Here is a 20,075-nt window from a genome sequence, read left to right as displayed (position 1 = left end):
TTCATCCGCTTTCCTTGGTGCCCCCAGTGGATTCTGCGGTCGGGCTTAAATCCCGCGCCCGTTCTTCGCGGAGTGTCGCCCAGTCCTCCAGCAGCGAGGCTGGAATCTGCGGCTCCCTCCATTCCACTATACGATAGGCGGCCTTGTCGTCAGGTTGAAGCCAAATCACGGCTTCACGGCTGAAGTTAAGTCCACTCTCCAACTCGCCCATGATCGTCACGGTGAAGATCGGTCCGCTGTTGAAATCCAGCAGGGCGGTATCACCTGCGAGCGTGGCGCGTACCGCCGCAACGTCAACCGGCACCTCTGCGCGGAGGGCAAAGAGCGTTTCCAGAACTCCCGCATCGACTCCAGGCAGAAGGTTCAGGGTGTCGCGTGTGGCGGTAATGGGGTTCAATCGACCGCTTCGACTGTTGATCGTGATTACCGGCAGCATTGCGTCATAAACATCTTCAGTCACACCCAGGACGTTGCGGAGCTGGCTAACATGGACGAAAGGAGCGTCACCGGCGCCGTGTGGCGCGCCCTCGCGTTTGTAATCGCGGTCTTCCGCGCCAAGCACCAGCTTCGCATCATCGCTGTCCCGCCAATCAAGGATAGCGGCCAGAAGGGCGTCGCGTTCCTCCTGTTCGATGTCAACTCGGGCAATCAAGCTTTGCAGCAGCGGTTCGTTGGCCTTGTTAAGGTCGATGCGTCCGTTTTCGTCGAGGATGGATATAGTTACTTCGAGACCGTCGACCGTGAAGTCGTATTGGCGACCATCGGCAACCCAGCGATCCTCCTCCAGGTTCTCCAGCAGACCCAGGGACGCGCGGGCCACGCCCGCTTCGGCCAACGCCTGAACGCGAACAAGATCGGCGCGATTGGCGACTTCTCTGGCGTCTCCCAGGACCGCGGAGGTGAAGCCCGCTACCAGCAATGCCAGCAAGGTCGTGATCCAGAGGACGGCGATCAGAATGACACCCGACTGCGCATTGTTTGTGGAACTTCGGGTCATCTTTCGCCCCCCTCGACGATGCCACCGCCATCGGGGGCACGGTCCGGGTCGCTGGCAGGACTGGTTTCCGTGACTTCAGGTCCTTTGCAAACGCCCGCCGCTGCTTCCGCTAATTCACAACCACCGGCGATTTCGGCGGCGGGGCGCAGCCAAAGCGGTGGCCAGAAAAGGTCGTCCCCAGCGCTGGCACCGGGTGCCAGAGAAACAAGCCTGGGAAGCCTTTCGCCGTCAGACCACTGGCCGCGCCAAGTCGTGCCGTTGTTTTCCGGAGCGAAGGCGAATTGCAGACCGAGCGCATCTTCCAGAAGAACCACGTCGTCCGTGAACTCCAGGTCGTCGAAGTCACGTTCTTCGGGATGGAAGCGCGCCCGTCTGCGAAGCAGACGCTCGCCGCCGCCCGGCGCCCTTACCAAAGCCAACTCAATGGCATACAGACCCGGCAGGTCGGGATAGGGCGGCTCGGCAACGATGTAACGCAAACGTCGTCGCTCACCTTCGAAGGCCAAGCGTCGCTCATCACCGGCGCCCCAGTATAGCCACTGCAAACGGCTGAATTCGCGACGCAGAAAATCCTGCGTCATACCGATAGTTTCGTGCCGCTCCGTGAGGGCTGCGCCGCGATCCCAGGAGCTGCTAACAATACGCAAGCCCGCCCCCAAACCAGCCAAAATCAAACCGGAAAGCGTCAAGGCGATTAGCAGCTCAAGCAGTGTAAAACCGGCGCTTCTGTCATTGCTCTGCGCCAATTGCCGTACCGAATTTTGCTTCCTCCTGTCGTTCATCGCGCCACTCCCAGACGCAATGTCTCCAGGCGCACAGGCGGCCGGTCATCCTTCGTAACGGTAATGATCACGCTGAAAGGCTGCCAATCGGTTTCTGCTCTGGAAAACCATCCTTCCGGGGTTACCTCCGCGACCTCGCGCTCCCAGGCATAACCCATGATTTTTCCGCTTTCTTGCCCGGGCTTCAGTTCGATGGTCGCGGATTCGTCCAGCAGGGAAGCCGCTATCAATGCAGCGGTTTGACGGTAGTCGGCTCCGCTCAGCGTTCTGAGGCCGGAGGCATAGGCCTGCATCAGGCTGGCGAGAACCAATCCCGTCACGGCCAATGCTACCAGCACCTCGACGAGCGTGAAGCCGCCCTCGTGTCGTTTTGCCGGTTTGTGCAGGGGCATTGGCTTACTCGGGGCCATGGATAGCCACCCTGCCAGTCAGCCAATCGACAGTAACGGAAAGACTTCTATCGGCCTGCTTGACGAGAATGCTGCCGCCGGTCGAAGCCCCAGTGGGAAAAAACCGAATACCCATTAAGGATTCTTCCAACTGCTCGCTGCCTGCGGCCTCCACCGTTATATCGCTATTTGCGGGAAAGTCCCGTTGCAGACTACCGGAATCCGTCCGATAGGTGCCGCTTGATAGGTCCATTAACAGTACGCGTTCGGAAACGGTGGTAACGGCCTCACGCCGCGTTTGCCGTAGGGCCGACGCCAGCTCCAGCCCGCCGCGCTCCAAACCCAGGCCCCGGCTGCCAGCACCCAACATCGGGCTGAGCACGGCCAATGAAAGGCCCAAAATCGTCAGAACCAAAAGCAGTTCGAGCAGCGTGAAGCCGCGTTGTCCGTCCCTGTGACGCCGGGGTTTACTGCTGCAGCGTGATATCCGCGTTCTCGCCATCGCCGCCTTCCTGATTGTCGGCGCCCAGCGAATAGAGGTCGAAAGGTGCATTCTCCCCCGGTTGGTTGTACTGGAATGGGTTCTTCCAGGGATCCAAGGGAACCTCAGCCTTACTCAGGTAAGGGCCGTTCCAGCCGTCCACGCCGCCGGGCGCGCGAACCAATGCCTCCAGGCCTTGGTCCGTCGTGGGGTAGCTGCCGATATCCAAACGATAGAGGTCGAGGGCCGTTGCAAAATTCTCGATCTGGACCTTCGCGGTTTTTGATTTCGCGCCGCCGAGCTGTGCCAGGATACGGGGGCCGACAAGACCGGCGAGCAAACCGAGAATGACCAGCACCACGAGCAGTTCGATCAGGGTAAAACCTGCTTGGAGGCCGAGTTTGCGGCGGTGTGCCGTGTGGTCGTTTTGGTTTCTTCTTCTTCTAAACACCTTCATGGCCCCTCTGCCAGTTCGAATCAGAATGCGAGGTCGTTGACGCTTACGACGGCTAGCAAGATTGAAACGATAATGCCAGCAATGAGCAATCCAACACCAATGATCAGTGCCGGTTCCAGGATGGTGAACAAGCGCCGGAGAGATTGCTCCACTTTTCGTTCGTAGACGTCGGCAACGTGCAATGCAGTGGGTGCGAGGTTACCGGTCTCCTCGCCTACGCGAAGCATCTGTACAGCCATCCCCGGTAATATGTCCGCTTCATGCATCGGTTGCGCCAAGCCCTGGCCCTGGCGCACCGCGAGAATTACCTCGTCGATGACCTCCACTGCATGGCGGTTGCTGGCAACGTCGCGTGACAACTCCAAGGCCAGCGGCAGATCGACGCCGTTCGCCAGCAACGTGCCGAAGGTTCTGCAAAAGCGCGCCGCCAGCAACTGGCGTAAGAGCGCGCCCAGAAGCGGCAGACGTAGCAGGTTCTGATCCCACCACAGGTGAAAACCGGGAAGCCGCAGTGCTTGATTCAACGCCAGCAAGGCGCCGAGCAACACGAGCAGCATCACCAAGCCTTGGGATTCCAGTGTGCGGGCAATACCGATGACGACGCGCGTCGCCAGCGGGAGTGCCGCGCCTGCATTCTCGAAGATCTGCTCGAATTGAGGCACCACCAGAACCAACAACAAAATCAAGGACACTATCGAGGCGGTAATCAAAATTGCCGGGTAAAGCATCGCGCCGATCACGGTCTCACGGAGCCGTTCGGCCCGTTCCCGGTAGTCCGCCAGACGGTCCAGCACCAGTTCCAGGGTCCCGGAAGCCTCGGCCGCAGTCACCATGTTCACGAAGATCGGTGGGAAGCTCCGCGGATTGTTGGCAAGCGCTTCGCTAAAGGAATCGCCTTCGGTAATGTCTCTACGCAAACCTTGTACGAGGCGTCCCAAGCTTGCGCCGCCAACGTCTTGGGAAAGGATCGCCAGGGCACGTTCCAGCGCAACGCCGGCTTTGAGAAGCATGGCCAACTCGCGAGTGAACAGGGTCACATCTTGACGCTTCACCCGGCCGCGCCGGAAGGGAAGGGACAGCCCAAGGCCGCCGGAGCGCGGGCTGTCCGGCTGAAGCACCTGTTCCGCCTCGACCGGCATGTGGCCCTGGTCTTGGAGCCGCTGGATCACCGTGCCGCCGTCACGTGCCTCCATCTCACCCTTTATGAGGGCGCCCGTGGGGTCGATGGCTTGATAACGGAACAGCGGCACGTCTCGGTTTCTCCCAAAATTCTGTACTTGCTTATCCGGCCTTTCCGGCGGCTACATGTCTTCCGTGACGCGCCGGACTTCTTCAATCGTCGTGACACCCTGGCGGCATTTTTCCAGGCCGTCCTGCAGCATCGTCGTCATGCCATTGTCGCGGGCGGCACGCTGCAAAGCGTTGGTGGTGACGCCCGGCGTGATCAGGCGCTGAATGGTTTCATCAACCTCCAGAAGTTCAAAAATGGCTTTGCGCCCGATGAAGCCGTTACCTTGACAGCTATCGCAACCGACCGGCTCGAAAATGGCAAAGCCGTCCGGAGCGACCGTCAGCCCGGCACGACGAAACTCTTCCAATATTTGCGGCCCCGCTTTGACGGATCTGCTGCACTCCGGGCATAGGACTCGCACCAACCGCTGACCGATCAACAGGCGGAGCGTCGAGGCAATGAGGAAGGAATCGACACCCATGTCCACCAGTCGGGTGATCGCGCCCGCTGCGTTGTTGGTATGAAGCGTGGTCAGCAGAAGGTGACCGGTCAGTGCCGCGTGAACGGCCATCTCCGCCGTTTCGCCGTCGCGCATCTCACCGACCATGATCACGTCGGGGTCCTGGCGTACGAAGGCTCGAAGGGCATTTGCGAAGGTCATTCCGATCGCCGGTTTTACCTGAACCTGATTGATGCCGGGTATCTGATACTCGATGGGGTCTTCGGCGGTCAGAATCTTGCGGTGTGGCTCGTTGAGCAGCCGCAATGCCGCACCGAGCGTCGTGGTTTTGCCGCTTCCCGTCGGGCCGGTCACGATGATCATGCCATAAGGCGCTTTCAGGTTCCGGCGGAAGATGCCTTCATCGTGAGGCAAGAGGCCAAGGCTGGGGAGCTCCTGGGTCGCACTGCTGTCGTCCAACAGGCGGATGACGACGCTTTCGCCATGAGTCGTCGGCAGGCTGGATACGCGTAGATCGAGCTGGCGGCCGGACACCCGTAGCCTGACACGACCATCCTGCGGTAAGCGCCGCTCCGCGATGTTCAACCCCGCAAGGATCTTGATTCTGGAGATGATAACCCGCGCCAGACGCAGGGGCGGCGGTGAAATTTCCTGCAACAAGCCATCGATGCGGTAACGCACCTTCAAGCTGTCGCGGAAAGGCTCGATATGAATATCCGATGCGCGTTGTTGTACCGCGTCACTGATAATCTGGTTGACCAGACGGATGACGGGCGCTTCGAGCGCGGCATCCTTGAGATGTTCGATGTCGTCTTCGGCGGCGCTTCCGTTGTCTGGTTCAGCGCCCCCGATATCCTCAACGATGCGTTCGAGCGCCGACTTTCCCGGGCCGTACAGGCGTTCCAGTCCGGTTTCAATATCCTCCAGGGCTGAAACGGCGAGGGCTACAGGGAGGCCGCTGGCAATGCGCACGGCCTCAACCACGAACCTGTCACCCGGGTCCGCAACGGCCAATCGCAGCCCGTCCTTACCTTCAGACAACGGCAGTACGCTGTTTTCCTTAAGGAAGTTAGCGGAAAGCCGGTCCGGCAAGACCGGTAGATTAGGTTGGTCGTCAAGACTGGCTAGCGGCAGGTCGAAAGCACGCGATACGGCGGCGGCAATCCTAGAACCTCCAACGCCCGCACGGCGCAGTGCTAAGATTAGAGACGTTCCAGAACGCCTTGTTTTATTGCCATTTTCACAGGCCTTTTCGAGCACCTCTAGAGGCACGACCTTGTCGTCGGCAAGAATCTGTTCAAGTGGTTTCATAGCCGCAAGCCCCCTGCACGCAATCGGCCGCCCGATACCGGGTAACCCTAGCGTATCCGACCCCTCCTTTATAACCAAACGCTTATGAATTCTTGATATTGTAGGCGTCGGAAGGCACTCATATTGCCCAATTCTTTTCGGATAAGAAATCAAAAAGGCTGGTTAAGCCTTAGTGAAGAATGTAGTTTCTTTCTAATGGGACCTGGTATGAAGCCCGAAACAACGGGCGGTCTGGGGTAAGTAATTGGGGGGTAGGGCTCACGCAATGAAAAGTGACTGTCATATGCAGGGGACGTCGCTTGCGATGGAGGCTCTGATAGGTCGGCGTTGGATCGCCGCGCTGTTCGCGGCCTTGTTTTTGGTATCGGCCTGTGCGGATGGTTCTTCTGGAGGCACCCAGCAGAGCGATATACTGGACCCGTTACGCACGGCTGATTTTTCGCCGCCGCCCCAGGAGCAAGCCTCACTGAAACCGGAATCTGTTAGTGAAGATCCTGCAACGGTCAGCGGCCCGCAGCGGCAAGTTTTCCTCGGGAATGACAATTACTTACAAGACGCTTCTATGACGATGGGTCAAGGGGCGCAACGAACCGAGGCCGGCGTCCAGGTAAATTTCGATAAGGCTGATCTGCGCGAAGTTGTACGTGCCATCATGGGCGACATTTTGGGGTTGGATTTTGTGTTGGACCCCAGAGTGCAGGGCAGTGTCACCATCACGACAGGTGGTCCCATTGCCGAGGACGATCTGCTTGCCACGCTTGAGATGCTGCTGCGCATGAACAATGCCGCGTTGCTTCTCGATCAGGGTCTATATCGCGTCATTCCTGCCGCGGAAGCGGTGGCCGAGCCCTCGGTGCGGCAGTTGGGTGATAGGGACGAACCGCCGCTCGCCGGATATGGCTTGACCATAGTGCCTTTGCGTTTCGTATCCGCCGGTACCATGGTCCAGTTGCTCGACAACGTTGTGGCGCGCCAGGGCGCGTTGCGCGCTGATCTGCTGCGAAACATCATGATTATTTCCGGCACAGGGCGTGAGCGGCAATCAATTCTGAGTGCGGTACGGTCATTCGATGTGGATTGGCTTGCTGGACAATCGGCAGGGATTTTCCCCCTGACCAACAGCACGCCGGACGTGGTGATACCGGAACTCGAACAGGTTTTCCAAGCATCCGGCGATGGGCTGGGTGCGGGGCTCATAGCCTTCCAGCCGGTCGAGCGGCTGAACGCCGTGCTGGTTGTTTCAAAGCGGTCGGCGATGCTCCGTGACGCCGAGAAGTGGATCGACCGTTTGGACCAGGCCAACGCGCTGGGCACCAATCTGTTCGTCTATTATGTGGAGAACGGTAAAGCCGAAGACCTTGCGAACATTCTCAACGATGCCTTTTCCGACATCAGCGCCGATAGCGAGCAGCAGCGCCGCGTGGCACCCAGCCTCGATCCGGTGGTTGCGTCGGCTTCGCAGAGTGCATCGGTCGCCGGAAGCGACGCACAGGCGGCGCCTCTGGCGCCCGCGCGCAATGTGACCGTGACCACGACGCAGGCAACGGTTCGCCGCGGTGCGCGTAGTGAGTCACGTTACGACGGCCGGGTCGGCGGCGGTTCGTTGTCGGGCGTCGGACCTATTCGGGTCATCGCCGACCCAGTCAACAACGCACTGCTGATCTTGGCGACGCGAGGCGGTTATGATCTGGTACGCGCCGCCCTGCGGCAAATCGATGTGCGGCCGTTGCAGGTGCTGATCGACGCCACCATCGCAGAGGTAACCCTGAACGACCAGTTGCGGTTTGGGGTGCAATGGTTCCTTGAGAGTGGGAATTTCAGCGGTGGATTCTCGAGTGGATCGGCGTTGAGTCCGGCGGCGACTCTGCCGGGGTTCAACTTCATTTTTGATAACAGCAACGCGCGTGTCGTCATCGACGCACTGTCCAGCGTCAGCGACGTCAAGGTGCTATCGGCGCCCTCCGTCGTCGTTTTGGATAATCAATCGGCAACCCTTGAAGTCGGTGACGAAGTGCCAGTCACGACCCGGCAACAGCAAGGAACCGATTCCGATTCCAATATCATCAACAGCATCGAGTTTCGAAACACGGGCGTCATCCTGAATGTCATGCCGCGCATCAATTCCAGCGGTTTGGTAACCATGGAAATCGAACAGGAGGTCTCCAGCGTTGCCAATCAAGTCGAGGAAGGAACCCTCACACCGACAATTTCTCAGCGCCGGGTGCAGAGTTCTATAGCGGTGCGCAGCGGCCAGACGGTTGTCCTTGGCGGCCTGATCAACGAGCGCCAATCGAAGTCCGATAGCGGCATACCGGTGCTTCGCGAGATACCGCTGGTCGGTAATCTCTTCGGTACCAAGGATGATGAGATTTCCCGTACCGAGCTGATTATTTTTATCACGCCGCGGGTAATCCGGGACGAAGACGATGCACAGGCTATTGCCGAAGAGCTACGCCGCCGCATGCGATCCTTGTCGCCGGTCGACGGCAGCGACGATCCGGCGGTGCCTGACGAGGTGCTTCCGCAAAAGACATCGGAGCTTTCCGGAACCAGTCCCAAGCTTGTGGCGCAGTAGGCCAATGACCGGCAAACGGGCGTAAGCGACGAGGTCGAAGCGTGGCGCCGGGAATCAATATCATAGCGATACTTCTGGTTGGAGCGGTTATCGGCTCCTTCATATCCGCATTGGTCGAACGCTTGCCGGACTGTAAGGGCTTGGTAGCGGGGCGGTCGCGTTGTCCCGATTGCGGAGAAACCTTGAAGGTGCGCGATTTGATTCCGCTGGTGTCCTATCTATTGCTGGGAGGTGCCTGCCGGGCCTGTGGTAAAGCCATTGCTTGGGTTTATCCCGTCGCCGAGTTGGGCGCTCTCTTCCTCGCATTAACCGTGATCGTGGTATTTCGTGATCCGGCGACAGCGCCTGGAACGCTCTGGCTTGCAGCTGGTTTGGGTTGGTGTCTGCTGGCGTTGATCCTGGCTGACGTTCGCCGATTCCTGCTCCCCGACATGCTCGTGCTGCCGCTCATGGCTGCGGGGATCGCCAGCGTGTTTCTCGAGCCACAGGCGCAATGGCAGTCGATTGGCATGGCGAGAATATTTGGTGCCGCTCTTGGCTTTGTTTTGATGGAAGCCGTGCGCCGCCTTTATTTTTGGATACGCGGTCGCGATGGTCTGGGCTTTGGCGATGTGAAGCTGATGGCAGCGGGCGGCGCTTGGCTCGGTTGGCCGTTGTTACCTCACAGTTTGGCTTTGGCGGGCATTTTGGGACTCGTCACGGTGTTCATTCTCAGGCTTACCGGGCGCGTACTGGGGCCGAGCGACGCCCTGCCATTCGGTGCATTTCTCGCGCCTGCCATCTGGATTCTCTGGATTCTGGGGAAAACCGCCCCGGATTTCATCGGCATTCTGGTTGGTTTCTAACTTCCCCACCGTCAATTGCAGATGAGGCCTTCTGAGAAAGCTTGGGTTACCGCATGGGCGGCAGGAAGAGGATCGACTTCGGGGTGATTGTCGAGATAGTCGAGGACAACCTCTTGCAGGGTGCTGGAGGTAAATCCGTCCACCGGACACCAGGGAGGTTCCTGGTCATTACGCCAATAAACCATTTCCGCCGAATCATGTACGCCGGCGATGTAAAAACGGCAGACCGCCTGTTCTTCGTCATTGCCGACGCAAAGGTCATAGAGTGAGGCAGCGGTAACGAAGCGCCGCACGGAGGTCAAAGTGCTAGGCGCGATCAAACCCTGCAGTTCATCTTGCTGACAGGTGTCCAGCAGTTCGCATGGAACCACCGGTTCCTGCGCATTGACCGGGTCATGCCATGCTAGGAATCCACCCAGCAAGGCTATCGTCAGAACAGTCTTTTGGGCCATATGGCCGTTTCCCCCAGGTTTTAACACACAAATTTTTATGTAGCGGTTGAGCCATCATACTGCAAATCTAGGGAGCAGATAAGAAAAGATGGACAGAGATGGCATCTCGGCGCTGCGGTGATCGGGTTTGTCATGAAACTGGGGGGGCCCATCCAGTTCCTGTTTCGGGGGAGCGGGAGTGGGTTGAAACGGTGACGCAGCAGCAACAGAACAACCCGCCGCCGCCGGATTGGAATGCGGAGGTTCGCTGGACACTCGGCGAGGATCGTAGCTTTGCCTGTCCGGTTTGCAGGACGACTGCAAAGCAAGCTTTCCATCTCAGCTTAGAGGTGTGGCCCGGTCGCTATTGGGATCTCTTCCGTTGCCGAAGCTGCGCATCGCTTTCCTTCCCCGACGGGTGCGCTGGCGACTATGAAGCCGAGTGGGTCAGCCCGTCGTTCCAGGCCTTTCGCGAGCGGCGGTACATCGAAGTCGGTGCCGCACTGGATGTGATCCTCCAGCCGCTCTACCGGGTAGCACACACGGCGGTCGGACGCTATCTGGAGGTGGGGGCGGGCTACGGGTTCTCGGTAGATTTTGCACGGGCACAATTGGGATGGGATGCCTACGGTATCGATCCGGCGCCGGAAGCTAAACGAGGGGCCGAAGCATTGGGTTGGCGCTTGCTTCCGGCGTACTTGGGTCCCGATCTTGAGTTGCCGGGAGGCTGTTTCGATCTGGTGTTGGCTTCGGAGGTGATCGAACACCTCGCTGATCCCCATCGTTTTTTGGAAGATATCAAACCGGCCGTGGCATCAAATGGCGTGCTGATTATCACGACGCCCGATGCCGGTGCTGTTACGCCGGATGCGGCGCATCCCGACTTGACGGGACTGTTGGCGCCCGGTTGGCACCTCGTTCTTTTCAACCAGGACAGCCTTACCGATCTGCTAGCCGAGCATGGTTTCGAACACAGGGAAGTTCACCGCGATGGCCAAAGCTTAATAGCCGTTGCATCCATGACCAAACAGGATCAGCCACCAGCAGGTGGTTTGGATCGCCACGCCTATCAAGCTTACCTTGATCGTCGGCGGGTCGATCTTAAGGATCATGCATCCTTGAGCGTCAGCTTGAACTACCGACTCTACAAGGACCTGGTGAACCAAGGGCGTTTCGACGAGGCCGGGACAATTCTTGTTGACCTGAACGATGCTTTTAGAAGGCATTTTTCTATCGATTTCGATATTCCCGATAGCGTCGAACCGGCTTACCCATCGCCCACCGACAACGCAGCGTTGTCGCGTTTAAGTCCCATGAATCTTCCTGGCGCGGCTTATTTCCGCGGTATTCATGCATTCTTGGGTGAACGCGATAATGCCGCGGCGCTGGCTTACTATCGCCTGGCGGTTCGCGGCTTCGTGCAGCTTCACCGCCTGTTCGACTCAGCGGCCTTGCCGGACGCAGAAGCAGGCCAGTTGCTGGAGCGTCTCGGTCACAATATCGCAATGGTATGCAGTCCGGGGGATGCTTCGGAGGTATTCAATGCCTTGACGGCCGTTGAGCAATGCCACCGAAATTTGGAGGCAGCGCAGCGTCAGGCTCTCGAAGTTTTATTGAATCGAGGAATGCTGGACGCTGCCGATCTATTGCTGAGCCGTTTTCATAGCGGCTTGGGTACTGGCCTCTATGCGGATTTGAAGCGCTATCATCGCAAGGTCGAAACTTTTGTGGCGGCCGTTAATGGCGGCGATATGAAAGCTGCAAGCGGCGCCGTTGATCAGCTTCGAGCCGACGCCGCAACCCTTGATCTCGCCAAGGGTTTTGCTGGGGTTTTGCTGCAATATCACACCGCCATCCTTGCAAGCCTTGAGGGTAGGCCAAATCCGGCATTGTTCCGTCAAAGCGCCGCCGCCGCCGCCGAGCTTGCAGGTCGTTTACGAGATCGAGGTGTCGCCGCCGATTGGGCGGAAGATTACTATGTCGCCGCGGTCTTTCAGGAGCTGAAGGCGGGTGGTCAAGACGCTGAACAGCACGTGACCGGTACTCTGGCGAATCGCATCCAGGAAGCCAAGGCCCGCATGGGAGAGCAAGTAGCAACGAAACTGCAGCAGAAAATGAAAGTAAGCAAAATGTGACTGGCCATGTAAGGCCGTGGCGAAGATAACATGTACAAACTAGGACGAAAGAAAGCGCCGACAAAGGCGCCTTGTCCGGTGAACCAAGGGGGGCAGATCACATGGGTATTTACAATGCTTATCGCTACGTGGCGCATAGATTGTACAAGGTCTATAAACGCGCCAACATATTCCTTTCGATCCTCAGAGGTTATCTGAGGTTCAAGCAGAGCTTCATCCGCCGCGACATTGAGGGGACCGGCGCTCTCGCACAGCAACATTCCGTTGCTGTCTTCATACACTGGGAAGCGAAAGGTTTCGTGCATCCCTACGTCGTGCATTATCTGGAAGCGTTGCGCGAGGCAGGATTCTCCATCCTTTTCGTAACCAACGCGCCAAAGCTTCCGGAGCGATCTATTGAAATTCTCAAGCCGCTTTGCATGCGAATCCTCTGGCGTAAGAATGTCGGATATGATTTCGGCGCATACAAGGAAGCGGTGCTCTATCTAGAGGACCGGCTGCCGCACTTGGATCGCTTGATGCTTGTCAACGATAGCGTCTATGGGCCGCTGATACCTTTGAACCGCTCGTTGCAACGCGCGGATCCGGCCTTGGCTGACGTCTGGTCGATGACCGACAGCTGGGAACGCCGCTATCATCTGCAATCCTATTTTCTGCTGCTTTATCCCAGGGCTTTGAAGTCACGAGAATTTCTGAGTTTTTGGAAGCAGATTCGCTATGTGAACAACAAGGCTTTCGTTATCTCCAAGTATGAATTGGGTTTCACGCGGGCGATGCTAAGAGGCGGCCTGAATGTGCATGCGCTTTATCCTTATGAGGAGATCGTTGCAAAGGTGGTGGAGGCTTGGGGAAGCGGCGCTCGGAACACGCGGGAACTCCGCAGACTTCATGAGCGCACGCGTGCTTTCATCGACCAAATTCTGGACTTCATCATTACCGGAATGCCGGTCAATCCCACGCACTTCCTTTGGGACCAACTCGTTTTGAGGATGGGCTTTCCCTTCGTGAAGCGAGAACTGCTCACGCAGAACCCCGGCAATGTGCCCTGGTTGACGTTATGGGAAGGTATTATACGGCAAGCGAGCGAGTACGACACGCGGATGATACGCGACCACCTCAAGGCTCACTCGCAACAGCGATAAGTCGTGTAAAGCCGCGTATCACAGCGCCCCGATGATTGTTGCCAACCGGTCCGCGGCAAGGCTGCGATCATAGGTCGCTCGGGCTTTGGTTCTGGCGGCGCGGCCCATGGCTAGGCGCCACTCAGCCGATTGCGCAAGCGCTGCAAGGGCGGTTTTCCATTCAGCGGGGCTGGAAGCGAGAATACCAAGCGACGGGTCGGCAAGAATCGAGCGATTCTCCCCGACCGGCGAGGCTATCGCCGCGCGGCCCGCAGCCATGTACTGTACCAGTTTAAAGCCAGATTTGCCGCGCTCCCAGGGGCTGTCGGGGAGTGGCATGATGCCGATATCGAAGCGCCCGATAGAGGCGATTTCGGTAGTCTCGTTCCAGGGTTCGAAATCGAAATCCAACCCTCCCAGGTCTGGCTTGCTCGCGCTCACCACACGCAAACGCAGGCCCTCTTTGGCCTGGAGCGTTTTTAGTGCCGGTACGAGGGGTGTCAGATAGGCGCAATTCTGAGGCGCACCGATCCAACCGACGGTTGCCGGTGTGCGGTCTGGCGGCGGTAGATTGTCATAGGCTCCGACATCCAGCGTCGTGGGCAAGATTTCAACGGAAGCCGCACCGCTGGCTCTGGCGCGCTCGGCAACGTAGTGATTGCCGGCGAGAACACAGGCGGAGCCTGCCATGAGACGATCGATCTTGCGTCCCAGCAGTCCGCGTACCAGTGGGTTGTGATGTTGGTCGTAGCGGTGAAACCAAGCATCGTCGCAGTCCAGTAGATAAGGGCGACCGTCAAGCAGCCGCCGCTCAACCGTATAGGGTAAAAATGGTAATGCCTCGACCTGTAACAACACGGGGGCCTTCGCAGGCAATTGCCGGAGCGCTTGCCAACGGTCGGCGTAATGGCCCGTCACCTTTGCTGCACCATAACGCCGTCCTTGATAGAGCGCCTCCACGTAAGAATCAGGGAACAAAACCTGCGTCCGGCACGCTACACCCCTGCTTTCTAGCAGCGGAACGAGATCATGGCAGCGTAGACGGCTGCTGGCGCCCAGGCGGCCATAGCGGGCAAGGAGCGTGATCTTCATGACGTTCCGATCTTATCCGGCGCGGGAACGTCACGCCCACGGTTGCTGGCGAAGAAAATCCAGTAACCTTCGAACACTGAAATCAGCCGATCGGCAGAGCCTTTGCGAAGAGCCCAAACCAACCGCGCCGGGGGCTCGGCCAGAAATAAGGCCGCCCAGGTTACGGCGCGCCCTGCAAGGTTAAAGTGTTTGCGAGCGTAAGTCAGGCGTGCGTCGAGCCAGAATGCGAGCCGGTGGCCTTGCGACAAGCGTCGGGTCGTTCCGCCGCCTATGTGTTGCGCGCTGGTGGTGGCGATGAAACGACTTGCGAGACCGGCGGCCCGGGCGCGATAGCTGAAATCCACATCCTCCAAGTACATAAAGAAGGTCTCGTCGAAACCGCCCAACCTTTCGAAGTCGGCGCGCCGCATGAGCCAGAAAGCGCCCATCACATGGTCTACTTCACGGTTTTCAGAATGTTCCCACTCCGTCATGAAAAGCGACTTGAACCGGCTTGGCCATAGCTTTGGCAAACCCAAGGCTTCTGCGAGCAAGCCACCTGGCGTGGGAAAGCGTGCGCAACTGCGGGTAATGTCCCCCTTACCATCTTTGAGCGCGATACCGACGATACCACAACGATGATCGCTATCCTGTCGGAGGACATCCAGGGCGGCAGTCAGATTTTGCGCGGTCAAGTAAACATCGGGATTGAGGAAAAGAAGATAGTCGGCCGATCCGGCACGCGCGCCTTTATTGGCGCCTGCGCCATAGCCGGGATTACTGTGATCCGTCAGCACCGTCAGCGGAAGCTGTAGCGCGGCCTCGGCATTGACTGCCCGGTCGAGCGGGCCGTCTTCAGAGCCGTGATCGACGATGATCACCCGACTTAAGGAAACGCCGCCGCTACTCGCACGCTTCAAGGAAGTCAGGCACTGCGTCAGCAGCGGTCCTGCGAACCAGTTGACGACAATGACATCCAGCTCTTGGGTCAAACTTTCCCCCGCGGTTCAATCCGACCGGCTGACCGGCCGCTTCCCGCACTTAACAGACGTAAAGATGGAAAGCCACCAGAGTTCCAGGTTGGTTCGGCCAGGCCCTATCAGCTTATAGCCTTTGCGGTCGTGGGGCGGAACCTTCTATAAGGGGGGCGGCTATCGGCAAAAGCGAAGGAAAACATTTCGCATGAAAACAATAAAAACGGAACTGGAGGGCGTGGTTATCGTCGAACCACAACGGTTCGGCGACCACCGGGGTTTTTTCTCTGAAACCTACAACAAGGCGCGGTTCGAAGCGGCTGGGCTTACCCTGGATTTCGTTCAGGACAATCACTCCTTGTCGCAGGAAGTTCATACGGTCAGGGGGTTGCATTATCAGTCGCCACCCTTTGCTCAGGACAAATTGGTTCGGGTAATCCGTGGCAGCATACTCGATGTCGCGGTGGATATTCGTCGTGGCTCTCCCACTTACGGGCGGCATGTAGCGGTTGAACTGAGCGCCGATAACTGGCGCCAGCTTCTCGTACCCGTTGGTTTTGCTCACGGATTTTGCACGCTGGAGCAAGATTGTGAGGTGATATACAAGGTAACGAATTATTATGCGCCTGAATGCGATGCTGGCATTCATTGGTGCGATCCGGACATTGGCATTGCTTGGCCGGTGACCACGGGGCAGGCAATCGTCTCACAGAAAGATGCCGGACTGCCTCTGTTTGGAGATATCGTCAGTCCATTCGACTACGACGAATAAAATGCCGGAAGGGGGGCAGTATGCGATTTTTGGTTACAGGTGGGGCTGGGTTTATTGGCTCGGCGTTGGTGCGTGATCTGATTGCTAACGGTGAAGAGGTCGTCACGCTCGACAGCCTCACTTATGCCGGTCATGTAGAATCGCTGGTCGATGCGCTGCAGTCATCAAAGCATTGTTTCGAACGCGCTGATATCCGCGACCGAGCGACGGTAGAAGAGGTGTTCCAGCGGCACCAGCCTGATATCGTCTTGCATCTGGCCGCCGAATCTCATGTCGACCGTTCCATTGACAGTCCAATGGACTTCGTCACAACGAATGTGGTGGGAACGGTCAACATGCTGGACGCCGCGACGCACCATTGGCGCGGATTATCCGGCGCCAAGAAAGCCGCGTTTCGGTTTCTTCACGTTTCCACCGACGAGGTCTATGGCTCACTTGGTCCTACGGGCGTCTTTACGGAAGACACTCCCTACCAGCCGAATTCGCCCTATTCGGCAAGCAAAGCGTCTTCGGATCACTTTGCGCGTGCCTGGAATCGGACGTTTGGTCTGCCGGTTCTTATTAGCCATTGCTCGAATAACTATGGGCCGTTTCAGATGCCCGAGAAGCTGATTCCCGTGATTGTCCTGGCGGCAATGGAAGGGCGGCCGATCCCGATCTACGGCACCGGCACGAACGTTCGTGACTGGCTGTTCGTGGATGATCATGTCAGCGCGCTGATCGCCATTGCGACGAAAGGGCAGCCGGGGGGAGTCTATAATGTGGGTGCGGACCAGGAGATAACGAACATCGATATGGCGCGTCGCATCTGTGCCTGGATGGACCGCTTGTTGCCGGATTCGCCGCATGCCCCCCATGCCAATCTCATTGAGTTCGTGGCTGACCGGCCCGGACATGACCTGCGCTATGCGATTGATTCAACGCGGGTGCGCAACGAGCTGGGGTGGGCGCCACGGCAAGGCTTGGAGGAGGGTCTGGGCCGAACCGTGCGTTGGTATGTCGAGAACGATTGGTGGTGGCGAGGAATTCGTGACGGGGGTTTTGAGGATTCCGCGCGTCAAGGGTTGTCCGGCGGTGTCTGAGCGCCCGAAAATTCTTGTCCTTGGGGTGCAGGGACAACTGGCCAGTGCTTTGCGGCCGCTTTTGGCCGGTCAATCTGACAGGCGGGCTATCTTCCTGGGGCGCCCTGAACTGGATGTCGCAGATAGCGTTCGTCTGCGGGCGGAGATACTGGCGCATTCTCCGGCGGTTATCGTCAACGCGACGGCCTATACGGCGGTCGACCGGGCGGAAAGCGAACCTGCGGCCGCATACGCTGTTAACCGCGACGCCGTGGCGGTCATGGGTGAAACGGCAGGGCGTCTTGGCGCAGCCGTTGTTCATGTCTCGACGGACTATGTTTTCGACGGTCGAGCGACACGGCCCTACCGCGAGTCCGATATCACCAATCCGCAAGGCGTTTATGGCGCCAGCAAGCTGGCGGGCGAGGAAGCGCTAGCGGCGAGCTGCGCGCGCCATGTCATCCTCCGCACAGCTTGGCTCTATGGCTCCAGCGGGTCTAATTTTTTGCGCACGATGCTGCGATTGGCAAATGAACGCGATAGCCTAGCGGTCGTGGACGACCAGCAGGGCTGTCCGACCGCGGTTCGGGAACTGGCGGCGGCCATCGGCATCATAATTGAACGTATTTTCGGCCAGGACGCCGCGTTCGGACTCTATCACTTCTGCGGGGCAGGGGGCCCTGTGACTTGGTTTGACTTTGCGTCTGAGATTTTCTGTCAGGCGGCAGGCTATGGTTTGCCGATACCTAGATTGGAACGCACAACGACGGCGGCCTTTGGCGCGCCTGCACCCAGACCTGCTTACTCATTGCTGGATTGCAGGCGGATAGAGAGTGTGTTCGGTGTCACTCGAAACGATTGGCGCGAAGCGCTGGCCACCGTGCTGGCCGAGCTTGCCGCTGCGCAGGCTGGGCCTGCGGCGGGTTTGGATATATCCAAGGAGACATTGGGATGAAGGGCATCATTCTGGCAGGCGGCGCAGGGACGCGGCTACATCCGTTAACTCAGGTTGTCAGCAAACAGCTCCTACCGGTTTACGACAAGCCGATGATCTATTATCCGCTGTCGACACTAATGCTGGCTGGGGTGCGCGATATTCTGATTATTACGACACCGCACGAACAGCACGCCTTTCAACATCTCCTGGGGGACGGTAGCCAGTTTGGCATTGCGCTTAGCTATGCGGTTCAGCCGGAGCCCAAAGGTCTTGCACAGGCTTATCATATCGGCGCCGACTTTGTTGGGAGCGATAGCAGCATCCTTATTCTGGGCGACAACATCTTTTTCGGGCATGGGCTATCGGCAATGCTGGAGAACGCCGCCCAGGGGCGACGGGGCGCAACGGTATTCGCCTACCGGGTCAGTGATCCAGAGCGATACGGTGTCGTTGCTTTCGACAAGGAGGGATGTGCGACCTCGATTGAGGAGAAACCGGCGCGTCCTAAATCCCATTGGGCCGTTACTGGGCTCTACCTTTATGATGAGCAGGTGATTGATTTCGCACGTGATGTCCGCCCATCGGCGCGCGGGGAATTAGAGATCACCGATATCAATAGGCGCTATCTTGAAAGGGGAGAGTTGCAGGTTGAACGCATGGGACGGGGCTTTGCCTGGCTGGATGCCGGCACCCACGATTCTCTGCTGGATGCCGGGAGTTTCATACGGTCGCTGGAAGAACGTCAGGGTTTGAAGATTGCCTGTCTTGAGGAGATCGCTCTCGACCGAAAATACATTACCGAAGAGGATGTCGAGCGCATTGCGGAAAGCTACGGTAAAAGCTCCTATGGGCGTTATCTCATCGAGATTCTGGAGGAGCGCAGGGGAGACTGGGCACTAGGGTCCGGTACCGGGCGCTGACGGACCCATGCCAGGAACGTCCAAGCAGCCTGATTTTTCGGTCGTTATTTCACTCTACAATGAGATCGATAACCTTGCTCCGGTTGTGGAAGAGATTCACGCAGTCCTGGCTGGCAATCCTGGTTTCAAGGGAATCCTTCTCGTAGATGACGGTTCCACCGATGGCAGTTCGGCGAGGCTTCAGGCCTTGATGCAGCGTTTCGACGGGTTGACCTGTTTGCGGCACGAGCGATGCTGCGGAAAGAGTCGAGGTGTTTTGACAGGTGCGAAGGCGGCCGACACGCCTTGGCTGCTCCTCATGGATGGTGATGGCCAGAATGACCCCCGGGACGCGGCCTTGCTGTTCCAGGCATTAGAAGAGGGCGGGTCCGAAAAGGCTATTGGGATGGTGGCCGGGCTTCGCCGCAATCGCCGGGATAATCTTTGGAAGCGTTTCGGTTCACGTATCGGAAACGGCGTTCGGCGGCTGTTGCTGAAAGACGGTTGCCCCGATACCGGTTGCGGTTTGAAACTTGTGCGCAGGGACGCATTCCTCGCGCTGCCCTTCTTCGACGGTCAACATCGGTACATGGGCGCCCTTATGAATGCTCAAGGGTGGTCGACGCTCTATCGCTGGGTTGGCGACCGCCCTCGCTTGCACGGGGCATCAAAAGTTACCAACCTTGGCCGCGCCTTTCGCGGAATGCGAGATCTGTTGGGTGTTCTCTGGTTGCTGCAGCGTTCTCGAAATCCGAAGATAGAGCGACTGTCGGACGGCAAAGACGCCTGATAGAAACATCAAGGGAGCCTAATCGTTGCTTTCCGGCTTCGCAGAATGGTGGAACGACTTGACGGCGGTAGAGCTTGGCTGGGTCCTCATTGGCTTTGCCGGGCAGGCGCTTTTCATGATGCGTTTCGTCTTTCAGTGGCTGCATTCTGAACGGGCGCGCCGCTCGATCGTACCGGAAATATTCTGGTACTTTTCGCTGGGCGGAGGCCTGACGTTGCTGGCATACGCGATACATCGCGCCGATCCGGTGTTCATTGCCGGACAGGCCACCGGATTGTTCATCTACAGCCGGAACATCTACTTCATCTGGCGTGAAAAGCGGCAGTCGAAACCCCGCCAGGATCGGGAGCCTTAAG

General features: G+C 58.2%; 20 protein-coding genes. 10 read left to right on the top strand and 10 right to left on the bottom strand.

Annotation, left to right across the window (positions count from 1 at the left end):
• Nucleotide 1: 1 nt before the first annotated feature.
• Genes ABIE63_RS01790 through ABIE63_RS01760 form a run of 7 tightly spaced genes read right to left on the bottom strand, consistent with a single transcriptional unit; the run spans nt 2 to nt 6,108 of the window.
• Entirely contained in the window at nt 2–997 is a 996-nt protein-coding gene (locus ABIE63_RS01790) for a hypothetical protein (protein WP_354502310.1), read from the bottom strand.
• On the bottom strand, nt 994–1,779 hold the full coding sequence (locus ABIE63_RS01785; protein ID WP_354502308.1) for a prepilin-type N-terminal cleavage/methylation domain-containing protein: 786 nt from the start codon (nt 1,777–1,779) through the stop codon (nt 994–996). Before ABIE63_RS01785 ends, ABIE63_RS01790 begins: the two co-directional genes overlap by 4 nt.
• Nucleotides 1,776–2,189: a prepilin-type N-terminal cleavage/methylation domain-containing protein gene (locus tag ABIE63_RS01780; protein WP_183415506.1), complete on the bottom strand. Its 414-nt coding sequence runs from the start codon at nt 2,187–2,189 to the stop codon at nt 1,776–1,778. The genes ABIE63_RS01785 and ABIE63_RS01780 overlap by 4 nt, the downstream gene beginning before the upstream one ends.
• A complete protein-coding gene (locus ABIE63_RS01775; protein ID WP_183415505.1) occupies nt 2,176–2,670 on the bottom strand; it encodes a GspH/FimT family pseudopilin in 495 nt (164 codons plus the stop codon). The genes ABIE63_RS01780 and ABIE63_RS01775 overlap by 14 nt, the downstream gene beginning before the upstream one ends.
• Nucleotides 2,636–3,106 (bottom strand): type II secretion system major pseudopilin GspG, encoded by a 471-nt coding sequence (gspG, locus tag ABIE63_RS01770; RefSeq protein WP_183415504.1) that lies wholly within the window; start codon nt 3,104–3,106, stop codon nt 2,636–2,638. The genes ABIE63_RS01775 and gspG overlap by 35 nt, the downstream gene beginning before the upstream one ends.
• Before the next feature lie 20 nt (nt 3,107–3,126).
• Entirely contained in the window at nt 3,127–4,356 is a 1,230-nt protein-coding gene (locus tag ABIE63_RS01765) for a type II secretion system F family protein (RefSeq protein ID WP_183415503.1), read from the bottom strand.
• 51 nt (nt 4,357–4,407) lie between these two features.
• The gene (locus ABIE63_RS01760) at nt 4,408–6,108 is read right to left on the bottom strand and encodes a GspE/PulE family protein (RefSeq protein WP_183415502.1); all 1,701 of its coding nucleotides are present in this window, start codon (nt 6,106–6,108) and stop codon (nt 4,408–4,410) included.
• A 265-nt stretch (nt 6,109–6,373) separates the two neighbouring features.
• Between ABIE63_RS01760 and gspD the strand changes: the two genes are divergently transcribed.
• Both gspD and ABIE63_RS01750 read left to right on the top strand, forming a co-directional pair.
• A complete protein-coding gene (gspD, locus tag ABIE63_RS01755; protein ID WP_354502305.1) occupies nt 6,374–8,683 on the top strand; it encodes a type II secretion system secretin GspD in 2,310 nt (769 codons plus the stop codon).
• Between the two features lie 41 nt (nt 8,684–8,724).
• A complete protein-coding gene (locus ABIE63_RS01750; RefSeq protein WP_354502303.1) occupies nt 8,725–9,528 on the top strand; it encodes a prepilin peptidase in 804 nt (267 codons plus the stop codon).
• Nucleotides 9,529–9,539: 11 nt separating this feature from the next.
• Here ABIE63_RS01750 and ABIE63_RS01745 read toward each other — a convergent pair whose 3' ends face one another.
• The gene (locus tag ABIE63_RS01745; RefSeq protein ID WP_354502301.1) at nt 9,540–9,980 is read right to left on the bottom strand and encodes a Rap1a/Tai family immunity protein; all 441 of its coding nucleotides are present in this window, start codon (nt 9,978–9,980) and stop codon (nt 9,540–9,542) included.
• Nucleotides 9,981–10,171: 191 nt separating this feature from the next.
• Between ABIE63_RS01745 and ABIE63_RS01740 the strand changes: the two genes are divergently transcribed.
• Both ABIE63_RS01740 and ABIE63_RS01735 read left to right on the top strand, forming a co-directional pair.
• On the top strand, nt 10,172–12,094 hold the full coding sequence (locus ABIE63_RS01740; RefSeq protein WP_354502299.1) for a class I SAM-dependent methyltransferase: 1,923 nt from the start codon (nt 10,172–10,174) through the stop codon (nt 12,092–12,094).
• Nucleotides 12,095–12,195: 101 nt separating this feature from the next.
• Nucleotides 12,196–13,236 (top strand): rhamnan synthesis F family protein, encoded by a 1,041-nt coding sequence (locus ABIE63_RS01735; protein ID WP_354502297.1) that lies wholly within the window; start codon nt 12,196–12,198, stop codon nt 13,234–13,236.
• An 18-nt stretch (nt 13,237–13,254) separates the two neighbouring features.
• Here the strand turns inward: ABIE63_RS01735 and ABIE63_RS01730 are convergent, their stop codons facing one another.
• A complete protein-coding gene (locus ABIE63_RS01730; RefSeq protein ID WP_183415496.1) occupies nt 13,255–14,307 on the bottom strand; it encodes a glycosyltransferase in 1,053 nt (350 codons plus the stop codon).
• The gene (locus ABIE63_RS01725) at nt 14,304–15,278 is read right to left on the bottom strand and encodes a glycosyltransferase family 2 protein (protein WP_354502295.1); all 975 of its coding nucleotides are present in this window, start codon (nt 15,276–15,278) and stop codon (nt 14,304–14,306) included. Before ABIE63_RS01725 ends, ABIE63_RS01730 begins: the two co-directional genes overlap by 4 nt.
• Nucleotides 15,279–15,468: 190 nt before the next feature.
• Between ABIE63_RS01725 and rfbC the strand changes: the two genes are divergently transcribed.
• The 6 genes from rfbC to ABIE63_RS01695 are packed head-to-tail and all read left to right on the top strand — an operon-like array spanning nt 15,469 to nt 20,074.
• Nucleotides 15,469–16,032 carry a dTDP-4-dehydrorhamnose 3,5-epimerase gene (gene rfbC, locus ABIE63_RS01720; RefSeq protein ID WP_183415494.1) on the top strand — a complete coding sequence of 188 codons (564 nt, stop codon included), beginning with the start codon at nt 15,469–15,471 and terminating at the stop codon, nt 16,030–16,032.
• Between the two features lie 20 nt (nt 16,033–16,052).
• Nucleotides 16,053–17,114: a dTDP-glucose 4,6-dehydratase gene (gene rfbB, locus ABIE63_RS01715; protein WP_354502294.1), complete on the top strand. Its 1,062-nt coding sequence runs from the start codon at nt 16,053–16,055 to the stop codon at nt 17,112–17,114.
• Nucleotides 17,107–18,048, top strand: a complete 942-nt coding sequence (rfbD, locus tag ABIE63_RS01710; RefSeq protein ID WP_354502292.1) for a dTDP-4-dehydrorhamnose reductase — start codon at nt 17,107–17,109, stop codon at nt 18,046–18,048. Before rfbB ends, rfbD begins: the two co-directional genes overlap by 8 nt.
• Nucleotides 18,045–18,950, top strand: coding sequence for a glucose-1-phosphate thymidylyltransferase RfbA (rfbA, locus tag ABIE63_RS01705; protein WP_354502290.1), 906 nt, complete (start codon nt 18,045–18,047; stop codon nt 18,948–18,950). Before rfbD ends, rfbA begins: the two co-directional genes overlap by 4 nt.
• Nucleotides 18,951–18,957: 7 nt before the next feature.
• Nucleotides 18,958–19,719 carry a glycosyltransferase family 2 protein gene (locus tag ABIE63_RS01700; RefSeq protein WP_354502288.1) on the top strand — a complete coding sequence of 254 codons (762 nt, stop codon included), beginning with the start codon at nt 18,958–18,960 and terminating at the stop codon, nt 19,717–19,719.
• A gap of 25 nt (nt 19,720–19,744) precedes the next feature.
• Entirely contained in the window at nt 19,745–20,074 is a 330-nt protein-coding gene (locus ABIE63_RS01695; RefSeq protein WP_354502285.1) for a lipid-A-disaccharide synthase N-terminal domain-containing protein, read from the top strand.
• Nucleotide 20,075: the final 1 nt, after the last annotated feature.

The sequence above is a fragment of the Limibacillus sp. MBR-115 genome (genome assembly GCF_040549425.1).
In the GTDB taxonomy this organism is placed as follows: domain Bacteria; phylum Pseudomonadota; class Alphaproteobacteria; order Kiloniellales; family CECT-8803; genus Limibacillus; species Limibacillus halophilus.
Note: the sequence above shows the minus strand (reverse complement) of the source record. Positions and strands in the feature narration are given on the sequence as shown.